This window comes from Dyadobacter sp. 22481 (assembly GCF_052044875.1).
In the GTDB taxonomy this organism is placed as follows: domain Bacteria; phylum Bacteroidota; class Bacteroidia; order Cytophagales; family Spirosomataceae; genus Dyadobacter; species Dyadobacter endophyticus.
The window spans coordinates 1978881-1994895 of sequence record NZ_JBQENV010000002.1 but is presented as its reverse complement, the minus strand read 5'-3'; the positions used below and the strand labels follow the sequence as shown (position 1 = coordinate 1994895).

The 16015-nt window shown below is 51.1% G+C and carries 14 protein-coding genes; 7 read left to right on the top strand and 7 right to left on the bottom strand.

The genetic code is table 11. The annotated features are described in order from the left end of the window. Positions 1-256 precede the first annotated feature (256 nt). From ACTJJJ_RS18425 to ACTJJJ_RS18415, 3 genes are all read left to right on the top strand, one after another. A complete protein-coding gene (locus ACTJJJ_RS18425; protein WP_188932568.1) occupies positions 257-787 on the top strand; it encodes a gluconate 2-dehydrogenase subunit 3 family protein in 531 nt (176 codons plus the stop codon). An 81-nt stretch (positions 788-868) separates the two neighbouring features. Next, positions 869-2590, top strand: coding sequence for a GMC oxidoreductase (locus ACTJJJ_RS18420; RefSeq protein WP_188932570.1), 1722 nt, complete (start codon positions 869-871; stop codon positions 2588-2590). Positions 2591-2741: 151 nt separating this feature from the next. Further along, a complete protein-coding gene (locus tag ACTJJJ_RS18415; protein ID WP_440702621.1) occupies positions 2742-3878 on the top strand; it encodes an MFS transporter in 1137 nt (378 codons plus the stop codon). On the opposite strand, the gene ACTJJJ_RS18410 is transcribed toward ACTJJJ_RS18415, so the two are convergent. After that, complete coding sequence (locus tag ACTJJJ_RS18410) at positions 3875-4984, bottom strand: BamA/TamA family outer membrane protein (RefSeq protein WP_440702655.1); 1110 nt, start codon at positions 4982-4984, stop codon at positions 3875-3877. The genes ACTJJJ_RS18415 and ACTJJJ_RS18410 overlap by 4 nt on opposite strands. 138 nt (positions 4985-5122) lie before the next feature. Between ACTJJJ_RS18410 and ACTJJJ_RS18405 the strand changes: the two genes are divergently transcribed. Both ACTJJJ_RS18405 and ACTJJJ_RS18400 read left to right on the top strand, forming a co-directional pair. Further along, positions 5123-7228 carry an alpha-amylase family protein gene (locus ACTJJJ_RS18405; RefSeq protein ID WP_440702620.1) on the top strand — a complete coding sequence of 702 codons (2106 nt, stop codon included), beginning with the start codon at positions 5123-5125 and terminating at the stop codon, positions 7226-7228. A 19-nt stretch (positions 7229-7247) separates the two neighbouring features. Continuing rightward, a complete protein-coding gene (locus ACTJJJ_RS18400; protein WP_188932576.1) occupies positions 7248-7664 on the top strand; it encodes an LIC_13387 family protein in 417 nt (138 codons plus the stop codon). Position 7665: 1 nt separating this feature from the next. On the opposite strand, the gene ACTJJJ_RS18395 is transcribed toward ACTJJJ_RS18400, so the two are convergent. From ACTJJJ_RS18395 to ACTJJJ_RS18370, 6 genes are all read right to left on the bottom strand, one after another. After that, the gene (locus tag ACTJJJ_RS18395; RefSeq protein ID WP_440702619.1) at positions 7666-9096 is read right to left on the bottom strand and encodes an SMP-30/gluconolactonase/LRE family protein; all 1431 of its coding nucleotides are present in this window, start codon (positions 9094-9096) and stop codon (positions 7666-7668) included. A gap of 31 nt (positions 9097-9127) precedes the next feature. Next, positions 9128-10324 carry a DUF1624 domain-containing protein gene (locus ACTJJJ_RS18390; protein ID WP_440702618.1) on the bottom strand — a complete coding sequence of 399 codons (1197 nt, stop codon included), beginning with the start codon at positions 10322-10324 and terminating at the stop codon, positions 9128-9130. 147 nt (positions 10325-10471) lie between these two features. Next, entirely contained in the window at positions 10472-11371 is a 900-nt protein-coding gene (locus ACTJJJ_RS18385) for an ROK family protein (RefSeq protein WP_440702617.1), read from the bottom strand. A 170-nt stretch (positions 11372-11541) separates the two neighbouring features. Beyond that, the gene (locus ACTJJJ_RS18380) at positions 11542-12795 is read right to left on the bottom strand and encodes a sugar MFS transporter (RefSeq protein WP_188932582.1); all 1254 of its coding nucleotides are present in this window, start codon (positions 12793-12795) and stop codon (positions 11542-11544) included. Between the two features lie 35 nt (positions 12796-12830). Then, positions 12831-14093: a glucuronyl esterase domain-containing protein gene (locus ACTJJJ_RS18375; RefSeq protein ID WP_440702616.1), complete on the bottom strand. Its 1263-nt coding sequence runs from the start codon at positions 14091-14093 to the stop codon at positions 12831-12833. 11 nt (positions 14094-14104) lie between these two features. Continuing rightward, on the bottom strand, positions 14105-14938 hold the full coding sequence (locus ACTJJJ_RS18370; RefSeq protein WP_188932584.1) for an alpha/beta hydrolase: 834 nt from the start codon (positions 14936-14938) through the stop codon (positions 14105-14107). Positions 14939-15162: 224 nt separating this feature from the next. On the opposite strand from ACTJJJ_RS18370, the gene ACTJJJ_RS18365 reads away from it, so the two are divergent. Beyond that, positions 15163-15327, top strand: coding sequence for a lmo0937 family membrane protein (locus ACTJJJ_RS18365; protein WP_082489155.1), 165 nt, complete (start codon positions 15163-15165; stop codon positions 15325-15327). A gap of 127 nt (positions 15328-15454) precedes the next feature. Further along, positions 15455-16006 carry a hypothetical protein gene (locus ACTJJJ_RS18360; RefSeq protein ID WP_440702615.1) on the top strand — a complete coding sequence of 184 codons (552 nt, stop codon included), beginning with the start codon at positions 15455-15457 and terminating at the stop codon, positions 16004-16006. The last annotated feature ends 9 nt before the right edge of the window (positions 16007-16015 follow it).

The window sequence follows — 16015 nt, the reverse complement described above, 5'->3', positions numbered from 1 at the left end:
CTCAACGTTCCTCTATTACTTAACCTTCAAACCGCGCAACAGAAGCTCTAAATTGCTGTTGACTAGCCCCCAGTTTAATAATATGATTCAAATATCATCACTAGCATCGGACCTCACGAAATCTGATGTGCAAATGGTATTTTTGAGTGAATATTCGGAAAAAAGGGGCTGTTTTGATGCCCAAATCCGCCGTCTTAATTATCTTTAAAAGATATTTTTTATAGCTATTTGAATTTCCTGACTTAATAACCTAACCATGAACCGTAGAGAAGCTGTTCAAAGAATAACCTTCCTGCTTGGCGGCGCGATTTCTGCCCCGCTAATGGCCGGCATTGCAGGCGAACGTCTGAATTTCGGCCCGTCCCTCGCCGTGTCCGATCAGCAGGAAGCCCTGCTCGCAGAAGTTGCTGATGTGATTATCCCTACTACCGGCACACCAGGCGCCAAAGCAGCCGGGGCCGAGAAATTTATCGTGCGCGTCATGCGCGATTGCTATGTGATGGAAGATCAGAAAAAATTCTACGATGGTCTTGCCAAAGTAGATGCACTCGCTAAAGAAACCTATTCCAAAGACTTCGCCGCCCTGGACGCCACTCAGAAGAACGACATCATTAAAAAGACCACTGTTTCCGATAAGCCTTTTTTCCTGCAAATGAAAGGACTGACCGTCACCGGCTATTTTACCTCTGAAATCGGGGCAACACAGGCACTCGACTACCTGCCGATCCCCGGCCGGTTCGAAGGCAGCTGGCCCATGCCCAAAGGACAAAAAAGCTGGGCACTTTAATCCGGAAACATTCATAGGGATAGCACCAGGCTATGCATGACCTCCTGGCTACTCCTGACAATACCAAACTCTTTAAGAAAAATGGCGAACCTTAATATTGACGCAAAAAAAGATATCACTTACGACGCCATCGTGATAGGCTCCGGAGTTTCCGGCGGCTGGGCGGCGAAAGAACTGACCGAAAAAGGCCTGAAAGTGCTTATGCTCGAAAAGGGCAAGAACCTCGAACACGTTACAGGCTATGAAAATGCATTGAAGGCTCCCTGGGAGACCCAATACAATGGCCGCCTGACGGTCAAACAAAAGGAAACACACCCGTTCCTGTCACGCGATTATCCGTACAACGAAATGACTGAGAAGTACTGGATGAACGACATGGACCAGCCTTACGAAGAAAAAAAGCGTTTCGACTGGTTCCGCCCCAATATCGTAGGCGGAAAATCCATCATGTGGGGACGGCAGTCATACCGTTTAAGCGACCTCGATTTTGAAGCCAACCTCAAAGACGGCATCGCAGTCGATTGGCCGATCCGCTACAAAGACATTGCCCCCTGGTATTCTTACGTTGAAAAACACGTAGGTATTTCCGGTGAAAAACTGGGACTGCCGCAGTTGCCCGACAGCGATTTCATCCCGCCGATGGAAATGTATCATGTTGAAAAAGAAGTGCGCAAGCGGCTTGAAAAGGAATTCCCTGGCCGCACCATGACCATCGGGCGCGTCGCTAACCTTTCGCAACCCACAAAAATCCAGCTCGACGGCGGCCGCGGACCTTGCCAGTACCGCAACCGTTGTTCTTATGGCTGCCCTTACGGCGCCTATTTCAGCACCCAGTCGTCGACATTGCCACCTGCAATGAAAACCGGCCGGCTCACGCTCCGTCCCGATTCGGTTGTTCGCGAGATTATTTACGACGGCAAGAAACAAGGCGGGCGTGCTACCGGCGTGCGCGTGATCGATTCGGTAACCTTGCAGGAACGCGAGTTTTTTGCAAACATCATATTCGTATGTGCGAGCGCATTGGCGTCGACGGCATTGCTCCTCAACTCTACTTCCGATCGTTTCCCGAACGGCATGGGCAACGACTCAGGCGAGCTGGGCCATAACCTGATGGACCATCACTTCCGCACGGGCGCAAGCGGTACCTGGGAAGGCGACCTCGACAAATACTACTTCGGCCGCCGCGCGAACGGAATATATGTACCACGTTATCGCAACATTGGCTCCGACAAACGTGATTACCTGCGCGGCTTCGGTTACCAGGGTGGTGGTGGCCGCCAGGGCTGGCAGCGTAATGTGGCCGAACTCGCATTCGGCGCGGATTTCAAAGAAGAACTGACAACGCCGGGCAACTGGACAATGGGGTTCGGAGGTTTCGGCGAGACATTGCCTTACCACGAAAACCGCATGTACCTCAATAAGGATAATAAGGACAAATTCGGAATACCGGCAGTGGTGTTCGACGCAGACCTTCGCGAAAACGAGAAGAAAATGCGTAAGGATATGATGAACGACGCGGCTGAAATGCTCGAAAAGTCGGGCGTCAAAAATGTCCGGACCTACGATAATGGCTCATACCTGGGTATGGCAATCCACGAAATGGGTACCGCGCGCATGGGACGCGATCCCAAAACGTCGGTATTGAACGGAAACAACCAGCTCCACGCGGTGAAAAACGTATTCGTTACGGACGGCGCGGCAATGACTTCGGCCTCGTGCGTGAACCCGTCGCTCACCTATATGGCGCTTACTGCGCGAGCCGTAGATTTCGCCGTCAAGGAATCAAAAAAGAAAAGCATCTGATGGTAATTACCGAGGCCAGGTCGCAAAACCTGGCCTCTCTTTTTTTAGAGCAAGCGCATAACAGTTTGCAAAAAAGCTTTGCTATTTTTTGCAATATTTTGCAATTTTCTGCAAAACTATATTTCTTTGCACAAAATTCACACCGACATTAATGGAAGAGAAACTGAGGATCAGCGCAGCCAGAAGGGCAACCTTATTGATATTTCTTGTTTGCGGCATCGGGCTGTCCTGCTGGGCACCTATGGTACCTTTTGCCAAAATCAAACTCGGCCTTAACGACGCCGACCTTGGCGTCGTGCTGCTTGCCTTGGGTGCGGGTGCCATTCTTACGATGCCGCTTACCGGCCTGCTGATCAATAAATATGGCAGCCGCACGGTAGCAATTGTTTCGGCGCTTGTGATTGCCTCTCTCCTGCCGCTTCTCCTGCTTGCCAGCTCGCCCTACCAACTCGCGGCGGCATTGTTCGTGTTTGGTGCAGGAATCGGGTCTATTGATGTCTCCATGAATGCGCAGGCCGTGGTGGTGCAGGAACGGCACGGGAGCCATATCATGTCTTCTTTCCACGGGATGTTCAGCCTGGGCGGGCTCATCGGTTCGATAGGCCTTGGCTTCCTGATCAAGGCAGGGCTTTCACCAACCTACGCCGCGGTGGCGATTTCTGCATTGCTGGTATTTATCACCGTAACGCAGTCGCGGTACCTGCTGCCGCATTCGGAAGAAGCGAAAATGGATGGAACCAGCTTCGTACTGCCCAAGGGACCGGTTATACTGCTGGGTATTATGTGCTTCATTCTTTTCCTAGCCGAAGGTTCACTGTTGGATTGGAGCGCAGTTTTCCTGCAATTTTCGCGCGGTTTCGACCCTTCATTCTCCGGACTCGGCTATGCGGCATTTTCAGTGGCAATGGCCATCATGCGGCTTACCGGCGACGGTATCATCCATCGGCTGGGACCTGCGAAAGTGGTGTTTTACGGCACCATGCTTGCCGGTGCCGGGTTCCTCGTTGCGGTCATGATCCCTTCCGCCATCGCAGCACTGGTTGGTTTCGTCATGGTGGGACTGGGCGCTGCCAATGTGGTACCTATATTTTTCACCGCCGCGGGGCGGATTCCGAATATTCCACCGTCCATCGCATTGTCGGCAGTGACCATTCTGGGTTATTCCGGCCAGCTCGCAGGGCCTGCGGTGATTGGCGTACTTGCCGAAATCACCTCGCTGTCGTGGGCCCTCGGATTAGTTGGCTTACTGCTGTTCTTCGTCGCATTCGGCTACAAGCACCGCGATTAGAATGCCTCGCCTGTAAAGAGGTAAAAGCCGGGTCCGTCCCTCGTAAAACCCACATCCAGCCGCAGATAAATGTCTTTTTTGCGAAATAACAAATAACGGAGTCCCACGCCGCCCGAAAGTCTCGCGCGTGCAGGTACGAGCGAACTGATTTTAGGCCCTACGACCGCCGCTCCCGCAAATACCACGCCACCAAACCGCTTGCTGAATCCGAAAGGCAACCAACGATGCTCCACCTGCGTGGCCAGCATATTCTTGTCGCGGTACCGGCCATAATAATAGCCGCGCATGATCATTTCGCCACCCATCAGTGCCATTTGATTGAATGGCACATTGCCCGTGAAAAAGTTACCGTAAATCTGCCAGGCGAGCACGTTACGCCGGGTCAGCGGGTGCGAACTGCGTACGTCCAGGTTAAACCCCTGGAAGTTGTAGTGGCTGCCTACCGATTGATTGTATTTCAAAAAAGACAATTCCCCGAAAAGGCCCTTACGGACATTGAGCACATTATGCCGGTTATCGTAAACCAGTGCGGCTCCCAGCCCGATGTTCCGGGTGCCGTCGCTCCCGGCTGGCTCGTCGTAAAAATGGTCATCGGGCTGCCTGAACTCCGCATTATAAAGTTGCTGATAATCGATTTCAGGTCCTATGAAAAAGTTGGGCATGACCCGCCGTAAAACCCGCTGCCGGAAGAGCAGATAATTGGCGTCGATCAACGCCGGTTCTTTATCCGGTGTGGTATGCCCTATTCCATAATATAACAATGGAAAACGCTGAAAACGCGTCCTTCCGAGGAAGAACCACTTGTCCTTATCACCATAGATCGCATTATCAAGCCAAATGCCGTACTGCCCTTCCAGTGTTACGAATGTAAATGCCGCTACCTCGCTCAGTCGGTTCAGGGTATCGCCTTTGGCCTGGAAAAGAAGGAGTGACGACAGCCCGATTTCAAGGCTGGTTTCCGGGGCATAACCCAATGTCGGGTATATGCGAAAACTGGACTTCCCTTCGCCGGTCGTGTCTGAAATCGTCTTTTGTACAAATCGTTTGAACCACCCGTTCTGCGCAGACACATGCGTAGCCCGCACGGTCACGATCAGGGCCAGCATGAAAACATATCTTCCGCTCAATATGCTACTGTGTTAGTTGAGAGTTTTATTTCAACCATTTATTAAAAAAATCAATCCGCGGGCATCAAGTAGATGCGGCGCAACCCGTCTCTTTTCCTTCAAACCATTAATTACGGAATGAGAACCCGCATTTTGCTCCTTTATCTTTTTTTTAATACCAGCTGTCTTCTGGCACAAAACAAACCGGAACTCTGGTGGAAGAGAAACAATCTGAGAGTTATCCAGATGAACCTTCCAGCCTACGAGGCCGCTACGATCAACGCCGATTCCATTGTGACCGACCTCGTTGCCTGCTCCGCTAACACACTACTGATCAATGCGGGGGGCATTATGGCTTTCTATCCTACCAAACTCGATTTTCATTACCGGAACCCATACCTCAAAGACAATAATGTACTAGCCGACGTAATCCGCAAGTGCCATGAGAAGGGGATTAAAGTAATCGTCCGCTTCGATTTCAGTCGCGTGAACGAGCGCATTTTTAAGGCACATCCCGACTGGTGCTACATTTCCCCAAAGGGCGAACGGATTATCAACACGGATATGTATGTCGTGTCAATCAACGCGCCATATGTCCAGGAAAAGGCGTTCAGGATCATCGAAGAAGTGATCGACACTTTTCCGATCGACGGAATTTTCCTGAATATGCCCGGTTACCAGGTTAATAATCCCTATGAAGGCAAATATCATGGGATAGATCAAAATGACTATGACAAAAAGCGTTTTGCGGAATTCAGCGGCGGCGACGCGCTACCTACCGAGGAGAACAAGGCTGACCCGCTTTTTCAGAAATACCTCGAATTTAAAAAGGTAACCGTCGAAGACTGGTCGGAGCGGCTTCACAAACTGGTGAAATCCAAAAATGAGCAGATCGCGATCTGTACTTACTCCGACAAGTTTGTGGACATCATCCGCCATGAATCGCAGAGCATGACTACCCTGCCCTATTGGCCTTATACTGCTTCGGACAACGTCGGCAATGCGGTCAATTCATTTCCGGAGCATATTATCAGCAATGCCAGCATTCAGCAAATCTCCTTCCAGTCACGATACAATGCCGTGGAGCCGGAAGAAACGCGGATCAGGCTATACGAGAATATCGCCAACGGATCGGGACTGGATATGAGCATGATGGGCGATATGCGCGGGTATGAGGACGAACGAAGCTACCCCGTTTTCAGGAAGGTTTATGGTTTTCATAAAAACAATGAGGCCTATTTTGGCAAATACAAATCGGTTGCGAAAGTGGCCGTAATTGCACCCGGAGCCTGGCCAAATGGCGAACCGATGCAGGAATACCGCGGCATTCAGCTAATGCTCCGCGAGGCACATATTCCGTTCGATATCGTAGAGGACGGTCAAATTGCCCATTTAGAACAAAAAGTGAAAGGATATAAACTGATCATTCTGCCCGAAATCACCTACCTGAAACCGGAAGCCCTTCGCGTGCTGAAAGAAGCCAGCCAGCAAGGCACCAACCTGATCGCCACCAACCGGACGTTTTTTGATAGCCCGGAGACATTGGAAACACTTTTCGGTGCAAAAATCGACAAGAAGGACAACGACGGCGCCGGTAACTACCTTGTGCCCGACGACCGGAGCGTTTTCAGGAGCTTTAAAGGGCAAAACATGCTTTTCTGGAAATTCAATCTTGGCCTTTACGACCTTTCTGGTGCCGACCGCCGACTCCTTCCCGTGCTCGCCAAAGGCCGTCCCGGTCCTCCCGAGATCATCGGCGGCCATGACGCCACCGGATATTATGCATTGGGCATCAAGAACCACCCGAAAAGTAAGGCAGCACTTTTTCCTGTTAACCTGGGGAGGATCTATTACATGCACGGTTATGAGGAACACAAGTACCTCTTGCTGGATGTGATCTACCACATGCTACCCGAAATCGCACAAGATTTCGAGACAAACGCGCCCGCCAGGGTCGAAACCGTATTAAAGGAATTCATCAGGAATACCCACGAAAACCGGGCCAAAAACACCTCTGACGGCCAAATTCTGCACCTGATCAACCTCACCGGTTTCAGCGGGAACACCTATTTCGAACCGCTGCCCGTCCACGATTTGCAATTCAAAATCAGGCTGGCGAAAAAACCGCAAAAAGTATTTACATTAACGAATCACAAGCCTTTGAATTTCACCTGGAAAGACGGCACAATCAGTGTCTCGCTCACGCGCCTCGCGGAGTTCGAAAGCATTGTGATGGAATGGTAAATTAATCAAACGCCCCCTTATGAAACCCAGACTCTTCCTGCGCATTGCTGCGCTTTGCATCCTTGTTCACTTGATCGGCCATTTTTTCGGCCATTTCTCGTGGAGAGAAACCCCCGATCCCGTTAAGCAGGAGGTCATCAGGCAGATGACCGGGCCGAAGTTCGAATTTATGGGCGTAATGCGAAGTATGGGCGACTATTTTGAAGGTTACGGCCTGATCCTCTTCATCGTATATGGTATGTCGATAGCGCTTATCCTGTCAGCTATGCGGTATGCCGACAGTAATCACGACATTGCCCGCAAAGTGCTCACACCTATCGGAATCGGCTTCGTCGCAATGGGCGCCATCGAATTTGTTTATTTCTTTCCATTCGCCGCATCGCTGAGCCTCGGCGCCGGCATATTTATCATCCTCGCCATATTTTTGAACGGATAGGCTATAACCTGGGAGCGTCTGGCTTGTTGGGCGCTTCTCCTGGATTTATGCCGCGGGTTTTCAGTCTGCGGCCATAACTTTTACCATTGACTTTCACGTATAACACGTCAAAATTGCTTCCGCCAAATGTTAATTTGGTAGGATTACCATTTGGTAAAGGCAAAATAGCATTCACGCGGCCAGTCTGATCAAGGACTTGTACACCCAAGTTCGTAGCAACATAAATCCGGCCATCACTGTCGCAGACAATGCCGGAGGCCCCCGCTTTATTTTCGGTATCAGACACATGCAACCATCCGAAGCGCTGCCTGTACGCCAATTTCCGATTCGATTGAATCTGGTAGGAATATACCCAATGTGAGGTCGAGTCAACGGTATAAACCAATGTCTGATCGGGAGAAAGCGCAGCGCCAACGGCTTTGAGTGTTTTCAAAGAATTCTCGCTTGACGGTGTCGGTTTTCCCTTAATTGGAAAAGCATCCGCTGCTTCCGTCCATTCCTCCCCCGGAATCAACAATGCCGACAGAAAAGCATTTTGCGATTGCCCTCTCTTGACTTCCCCGGGCCAGCCTTTCCACAAATAGCGCATCGCCTCAGGGAACAGCGAAGTGCCTTGTTTGCCATTATGGCCGCCCTCGCCCCATTGATGTTTCACCTCGTAACCGGCGAATGTCAAAGCACGAAGCATCGTTTGATTGGCCATCCACCAGTCGCCTGCGTAGATATTCAGATCGTTGGCGCCGTCCTGCATATAAATGCGGATGGGTTTGGGCTCATACTTCCTTATCAAAGTCGGGTAGCGATCTGCGCCGCGCAGGCCAACGTAAGTTCCTATGGCACTAAAAACGCGTGAGAATGCCTCAGGACGCTCCCATGCGGCAGTGAATGCGCATACGGCACCGCTGCTCGAACCACCGATGGCCCGGTCATTACCGTTTTTCGACAGCCGGATCTGCCGACCGTCGCTAGTTTTTTGCTTTTCCACCTCGGGCAGGATTTCATCCAGGATAAACCTTACATAAGCATCGCCCAGCCCGTCGTATTCAAAACTACGGTTGAAACGGTCATTTGCGACGCTGGGGTCAGCCGCTTTCACGCGGCCATGCATTACAAAAACACCGATCGTTACGGGCATTTCCTTCTGGTGGATAAGGTTATCGAAAACCGTTGGTGCCTTCCATTGAATGCCGTCCTGATTCACATATACGCACGCGGGCGCATCGGGTTTGTATTGCGCGGGTACATACACCCAGTACTCACGCCATGTGCCCGGGAATATGCTGGATTTATCAAAAACAAATTTCAATACCTCGCCCTTGGGTACATCCGCGTGCTCTTCCGAGGCCGGGTCGACCGGATAGGCCTCTTCCGGGCTTTGGGCTGCTGTAAAAAACGGTGCAAAAAGGCAAAGCAAGAGTAAAAAACGCTTCATACTGGTGTGTATTTTAATTAAGAACAATCATTTACAAATAACTCAACCACCACGTCCGCTTCCGCGCCCGATACTCGCCGTACCATTTGCAGGGCCAATAAAGTGCTATGACAATCAATATCCAGATAATGTAAGTCTGCCCCAGGGAGTATCCGAAATCGTTCGGCCTGAACTTAAAAAACAGGCTGTCGTCCGTTGCTTGTTGCCAGGTGTAGCCGGAAAGGAACACTGCCACGAGGGTCATGATGTGAATGAGGTAGAAATGCACGATAAAAAAGAAAAACGGCACCCGACCGTACACCGTGCAAATGCGGCTGAATGCGTTGTCTGTCTGCTCGGTGAAGGCCAGCAGAATGAGTATCGGGCCTTGCGTCATGCAAGTAAAAAAAAGCGACGGCGGGTATTTGGTCACATTAAGGAAGGACATAAAAGTTTTGATACCCGTATCCTGAGCCGACCAGGGGGCCGGATCGCCGTAGCCATTAATCAATCTCAAAACCACAAAAAGAACCGTAAGCACCGAGCCAATGAGCAACAACAGCTTCTTGCGCCGCGCCGGATCCGCATTGCGGTTAAAGAGCATGCCTAATCCGTAACCCGACATCATAATGCCCGCCCAGGGAAATAGCACATACAGGAAGATCACCGCCCCACCGTCGGGACGTGGCAGGAATGTTCCCCTACCGGTGAAGAATATGCGCAGCAGCGTGTCCGATAACGTGTTTTCCTGCAACTGCACATAATCCAGCAGGTTATGCCCTAGCACCAAGGCCAGTCCGAGGATCAGGATCGTTTTCGGCGAGACAAACCGCACGGCTATACCGAGCACGATCATCGCCCCACCCAAAGCCCAGAATACGGCAAAAAAGAGTGTTTTGTAATAAATATCAAATGTGAATGCGAACGTGATAAAGACCATCTCTACCAAAATAAGCCAGAAACCGCGCTTGATCAGGAAGGCCGACTTCTCGACTGCGGTTTTGTTCACTCCGGACAAATAGGCCGATAAACCCGACAGCATCATGAACGACGGCGCGCAGTAATGCGTGATCCATCGCGTGAAAAACAATGCAGGTGTGGTGGTAGCAAGGTCGGTAGGATCGCCGGTGGCACCTGCGATATGGAAAAAATCACGCACATGGTCGAGCGCCATGATAATGATAATCAAACCGCGAACGGTATCGATCGACCGGATGCGGCTGGTGAGGGTGGTGGTGGTCGTGTACATGACTAATAAGAGTTGAAAACAACTGACCTAAGAAGCCACATAAATTACTGATTTACTGCCTATATCCCTCAAACAAAGGGCAACAAAAATCCCGGCAATTTTCAACAAAACGCTGAGAAATACCGGGACCTAAAAGCGGAAAGCGGATTATAGCAATGCGGCACCGAAAACGCCGGCGCTGTCGCCCAGCTTCGGCTTCACGATCGGTGTAGTAACGATTCCTTTATTGAAAATATACTTGCGGATGCGCTCGTAACCCGCGGTATAAAGCAGGTCGATGTTGCCGACGCCGCCCCCGATCACGATCAGATTCGGATCGATCACGTTGATAAGCGTAGAGATTGCCCGGCCGTAGTATTCCAGCAGGCGTTCGATCGTCGCTTTGGCATGCTCGTCGTTCCCTTCGTGGTAACGTTCCAGCACGACTTTCATCGACACCTTTTCTCCACTCAGTTTTTCGTAATGGCGTTCCAATGCGGGGCCGGCGATCACCTGCTCTACGCAGCCTGCTTTACCGCAATAGCATGCCTCACCGCCTTCTTCAAGGATATTGTGACCCCACTCGCCGCCAATACCTTGGTGCCCGCCGATGATCTTGTTGTTCACGACCAGTCCGCCGCCTACACCGGTACCCATAATCACCCCGAAAACTACTTCGGCGCCGTGGTAATCCTTACCCGCACCCATCAACGCCTCAGCCAACGCAAAACAGTTCGCGTCGTTGGCCAACTGGCAGGGCACGCCTAGTATTCTTTCCAGATCGGCCTTCAACGGCATTCCGTTGAGGCAGGTCGTGTTAGAATTTTTCATTAATTGAGAATCCGGTTCGAGCACGCCCGGCGTGGCAAAACCAACCTTACGGGGTTGCTCTCCCACCTGCTCCGCCACCATGTCGATCAGCTTCTTGATTTGCGACAGAATGTGGTCATAGCCATTCACTGATTCCGTCGGCACGCGCATACGCACCACCACTTCCAGATTCCTTTCCGAATCCAGTACAGCACATTCTATTTTGGTACCTCCTAAGTCGATTCCCCAGAGTTTCATTATTGGTTTTTTGAACTTTGTTTTTAATTGTTAAAATGACGGCCGACCATGGACCGCCGACCGCCGATTTGTTGTCACTGCCGATCGCTGACGCTAATTGCCGATATTCTCAATGTGATTAATAAAATTTATAACCCAAAAAAACACGGCGGTCAGCGGTCGGTGGTCAATCAATGCGCCTTGTAAAATTTGTAGCCGAACAGGAAGATCACCGTGTAGCAAATGATCGGCAGGTAATAGGCGTGCGCTACGTTGGTTTCTGCCACCGCGCCCATCAGGAACGGGAAGAATGCACCACCGGCAACCCCCATCGCGATGAACGACGAGCCCTGCTGCGTATGAGGGCCCAGGTTTTTAAGACCGAGACTGAAAATCGTCGGGAACATGATGCTGAAAAAGAAGTTGAGCATCATGAGTGCGATGAATGAGGGCCATCCCCATGCCTGTGCCACGATAAGGCACATGATGATGTTGCTGAATGCAAAGATTGCCAGCAATGTATGCGGAGCGATGAAGCGCATCAGGAAAGTACCAACGAAACGTCCGGCCAGCATGAGTGCCATAAAGGCGATCATATAGTTAGCTGCCACCGCGTCGGTAAAGCCCATTTTTTCGTGTCCGTAGTTAATGAAAAATGCCCAGGTGCCGCCTTGCGCTGCTACGTTGAACGTCTGCGCTAGGACCGCCCAAACGAAATGGCGATGCTGGAACAATGTCTTTCCGGGCTCCGAATCCACGTTTACCGCGTCGGGGTCCACATCAGCGGCATGCGGGTCAATAAGTGCCGGTACTTTCACAAAGGAAAATGCCAGGGCGATCAACGCAATCACCGAACCAATGGCGATATAGAGGTTCTTCACGGATGTAAGGTCGGTACTGCCTTCTGTATGGCCGCGGAACAGGAAATAGCCGCCAATTGCAGGCCCCAAAATCGCGCCCAATGCATTAAATGCCTGTGCGAAGTTGATGCGCTGATCACTGGTACGCTGATCACCCAGCGACGCTACAAATGGGTGCGCTACGGTTTCAAGCGTAGCCAGTCCACAACCCAGGATAAAGAGTGCCACACCGAAAAAAGGAAAAGAGGCTGTACTTGCCGCCGGAACGAAGAGGAATGCGCCCAATGCAAACAGCGACAAGCCGAGTAATACACCGTTTTTATATCCGAAGCGCTTCATGAACAAACCCGCCGGGATACCCATGATGAAGTAAGCGCCGAAAATCGCAAACTGTACGAATGCGGATTGTGTCTTAGTCAGGCTCAGTACGTGTTGGAAATGTTTGTTGAGCACGTCACCCATCGTAATAGCGATCCCCCAGCACATGAAAAGGGATGTTACGAAGACCAGGGTAACAAGGTATTTTTTGTCAGTAAACTTAGGCGGGGAGGCGTGGGTGGTGCCGGCAGACGGATGGTTGCTCATTTAGCTGAATAGTAAAATTAAATATTGGGTTCGGTCTATTTTTGCAAATGTATATCAGAGAAATTTAAAAACTGTATCCAGTCGAACATTTTAACGTCGTGCCCGCCCGGCCGGATATGAAAGCCTATTTGGCCCATCAGAGGCCGATTCAGTGCTGGGAAAGGCACATCGGGAAAACCGTTTGTCCCTAAAAACCGGTACACTGCATCCACAGCTCGCGCGGTAGCAAACTCGCCCTGCGGATCCGCATTCTTGTCGTCCTCGGCCGTTGCCAGGTACACCGGTCGCGGGGCGATCAGCGCCAGGACGAAATGCTGGTCGAATGGCAGTTCCGTGTCTTTTCCCTTGTATTTGGCCAGACTGTGTGCATACCAGTGCGGAAATACCGTACAAAGCCGGTTAATATCCTCTCCGACCCCGCGCCGGAACTGCTTCCCGCCACCCGCACCCGATTCATTGCTCAGTACGGCAGCAAACCGGCGATCTGTTGCACCAGCCCAAAGCGCCGCCTTTCCCAGCCTCGAAAAACCGAATACCGCTACGCGCCCGGCATCGATATCCTTGTCGGTTTCGAGGTAATCCATCCCGCGACTCAAAGCCCAGGCCCAGGCTGCGATGGTGCTAAAATTATCCTCACGCTGTTGCAATTCCGGGTACAAAGTGTGAACACCCGTTCGGAATGCCTGAGCCTTGCGGTCCGAGGCAATTTCTTCTCGGTAAAGCGTTACAAGTGCATACCCGCGTGCGAGAATGCTGTCCACCGCCCATTGCGAAGCGTTCACGCCCCGGCATGCATCGCCTGCTTTGCCGTCGGCCGAGCACGGAAACATCCCGCTGTTCTCAACCCAGGCGGTCGTGAGTTTAATGCCCGGGTCAGCATGGATGGCCTGGTTACCAATGAAATTAATCCCGATAATGGCCGGCACCGGATGCTTGGCCTGATTTGGAATATAAATCAACAGGTCAAACCGGGCTTCCTTGCCTTTTTCGGAGATGTGAACCGTTACCTGCTTGCGCGTCGCCTTGCCGGCCAATGCATTCTTATCCAAGTCAAAAACTTCGAAACGCATATTCTGAGGGCGCTCCGGAGCCGTGCCATACATTTCGCGCGTCATCGTTTCAAGTATCTCCTTCCGTCTGCGTTCCCATTCCTTTACCGAGTTCACCTTTTGCCCGCTGTTAAAGGTAAATGGATCGGGCAATGCCTGATTACCCTCCTGGGCATGTATTATTTGCGGCAAAACAGCCAGGCAAAACGTCAGCACGAAAAGAAAACACCTCATAATGAGCCGCATCATACAGGTTTTATTTATTTTTTATTGAAATAAGTATTCATAAAAAGCAGTTGGTGCTGCACTGCATTCTCCCAATACTGCCAGTTATGGGCACCCGGGCGGGCAATGTAATCGTGCGGGATCTTGCGGTATTCAAGCTGCTTGTGCAGGTTCTCGTTTACGCCGTAGAAGAAGTCTTCGGTACCACAATCGATAATGAGTGAAAGTGTATTGGGAGTTAGCAAATGGAGCATATTAATGACCGTATTCTTCTCCCATCTTTCGGGCTGGTCTGCATAACTACCCAGGCGTTTGGCCATGTCCCAGTTGTTGGGGAAAGGGCGAATATCCACGCCACCGCTCATGCTTCCGGCTGTGCCGTATACATCCTGGTGCTTTAACGCGAGGTACAATGCGCCGTGCCCACCCATGCTCAGCCCGGTAATGCCACGTCCCTTCCGGTCCTTGATGGTTTTATAGTTTTTATCGACGTAGGAGACCAGTTCTTTGGATACATAGGTCTCGAACTGCGACTGCGGGTCAACCGGACTATCCCAATACCAACTGCTGAAACCGCCGTCGGGGCAAACGATAATCATATTATACAAGTCGGCGGCTTGCTGTATACCGGGAGCTTTCGTGACCCAGTTGGAATGGTTGCCGCTGTAACCGTGCAGCAGGTACACTACCGGGAACTCCTTCCCCGAACTATACCCCGCAGGCCGTACCACGACCACTTTGAGGTTCCTTTTCATAACCGCGCTGTTGACCTCCACGGTATCGACCTGTGCGGCGGCAACTTGCGTAGCATTTACCTGACAGAGTGCAAACAGCGCAAATGCCAGTAGTGATAAAAATGACTTTTTCATTCTAAGAAACTCAAAACAGATTAGGAAAATGACGATAAAGAAGCAGCTCTTACCGTAGCTTTTGAGAAAATTTTCTACAACTGCACGGGGGAAAAGCCTTGAACCCCGCAAATATTGTGGAAACCGGGGAAATATCTCGTTTTAGCGCATGATAATATGCCTGGCATCTAAATTGATATACTCATAATATATCTAAAATAACTCTAACTCAAAATTTTACAACAATGGGAAATCTCCTGTATACCATAGCCGTGATCCTGGTGATTCTGTGGCTGATCGGCTATTTCGGCTTTGCAAGTTTTGGATTAGGAAATATCATTCATATTCTGCTGGTGATCGCCGTGGTCGCCATCATTCTCCGCCTGATACGTGGAGACAGGGTGGTGTAGCGCAAACTCCATCAGATGTACGAGGCCCGGTGCGTTTGTAAAACAACGTCCCGGGCTTTTGTTTGCCCGGCTCCGGGCACAGTTATTTCTGATCTCGCGCAAAGATTTTTAACCAAAACACGATTTCATGGAAACGGCAATTGAATATAACTACCCATCGCTAGTCAATGCAGCATTTACCAGCCGTGTTGATGCCCAAAAAGCCTACGACGAGCTGATTTACCGGGGTTACAAACCCGAAGACATCAACGTGATCGTCTCGGATGAAACGCATCGGGTGCATCATGAAGAGTCGGCAAACGAAAAACCGGCCCACTCTACAATGGAAAACGCCGGCATAGGCTCGGCCATTGGCGGCACGGCCGGCGCGATTGCCGGGGCGATCATTGCGATTGGCACAACCGTTGCAATCCCCGGACTTGGGATCGCGGTGGCCGGTCCGTTGCTTGCGGCTCTTACTGGCGCGGGAGCGGGCGGGCTTACGGGCGGCATTGTAGGCGCTTTACATCACCGCGGCGTACCCAAAGAGCATGCGGAAATATTCGAATCCAGTATTCGCGAGGGCGGAGTCATCATCTCATTCACACCCCGCACCATTGAGGACCGGATGGAGATTATAGAGGCCTGGAACCGCTACGGCGCCCGGCAGCTGCACGGCAATGAAACATACTCGGCCTGAAACAAAAAG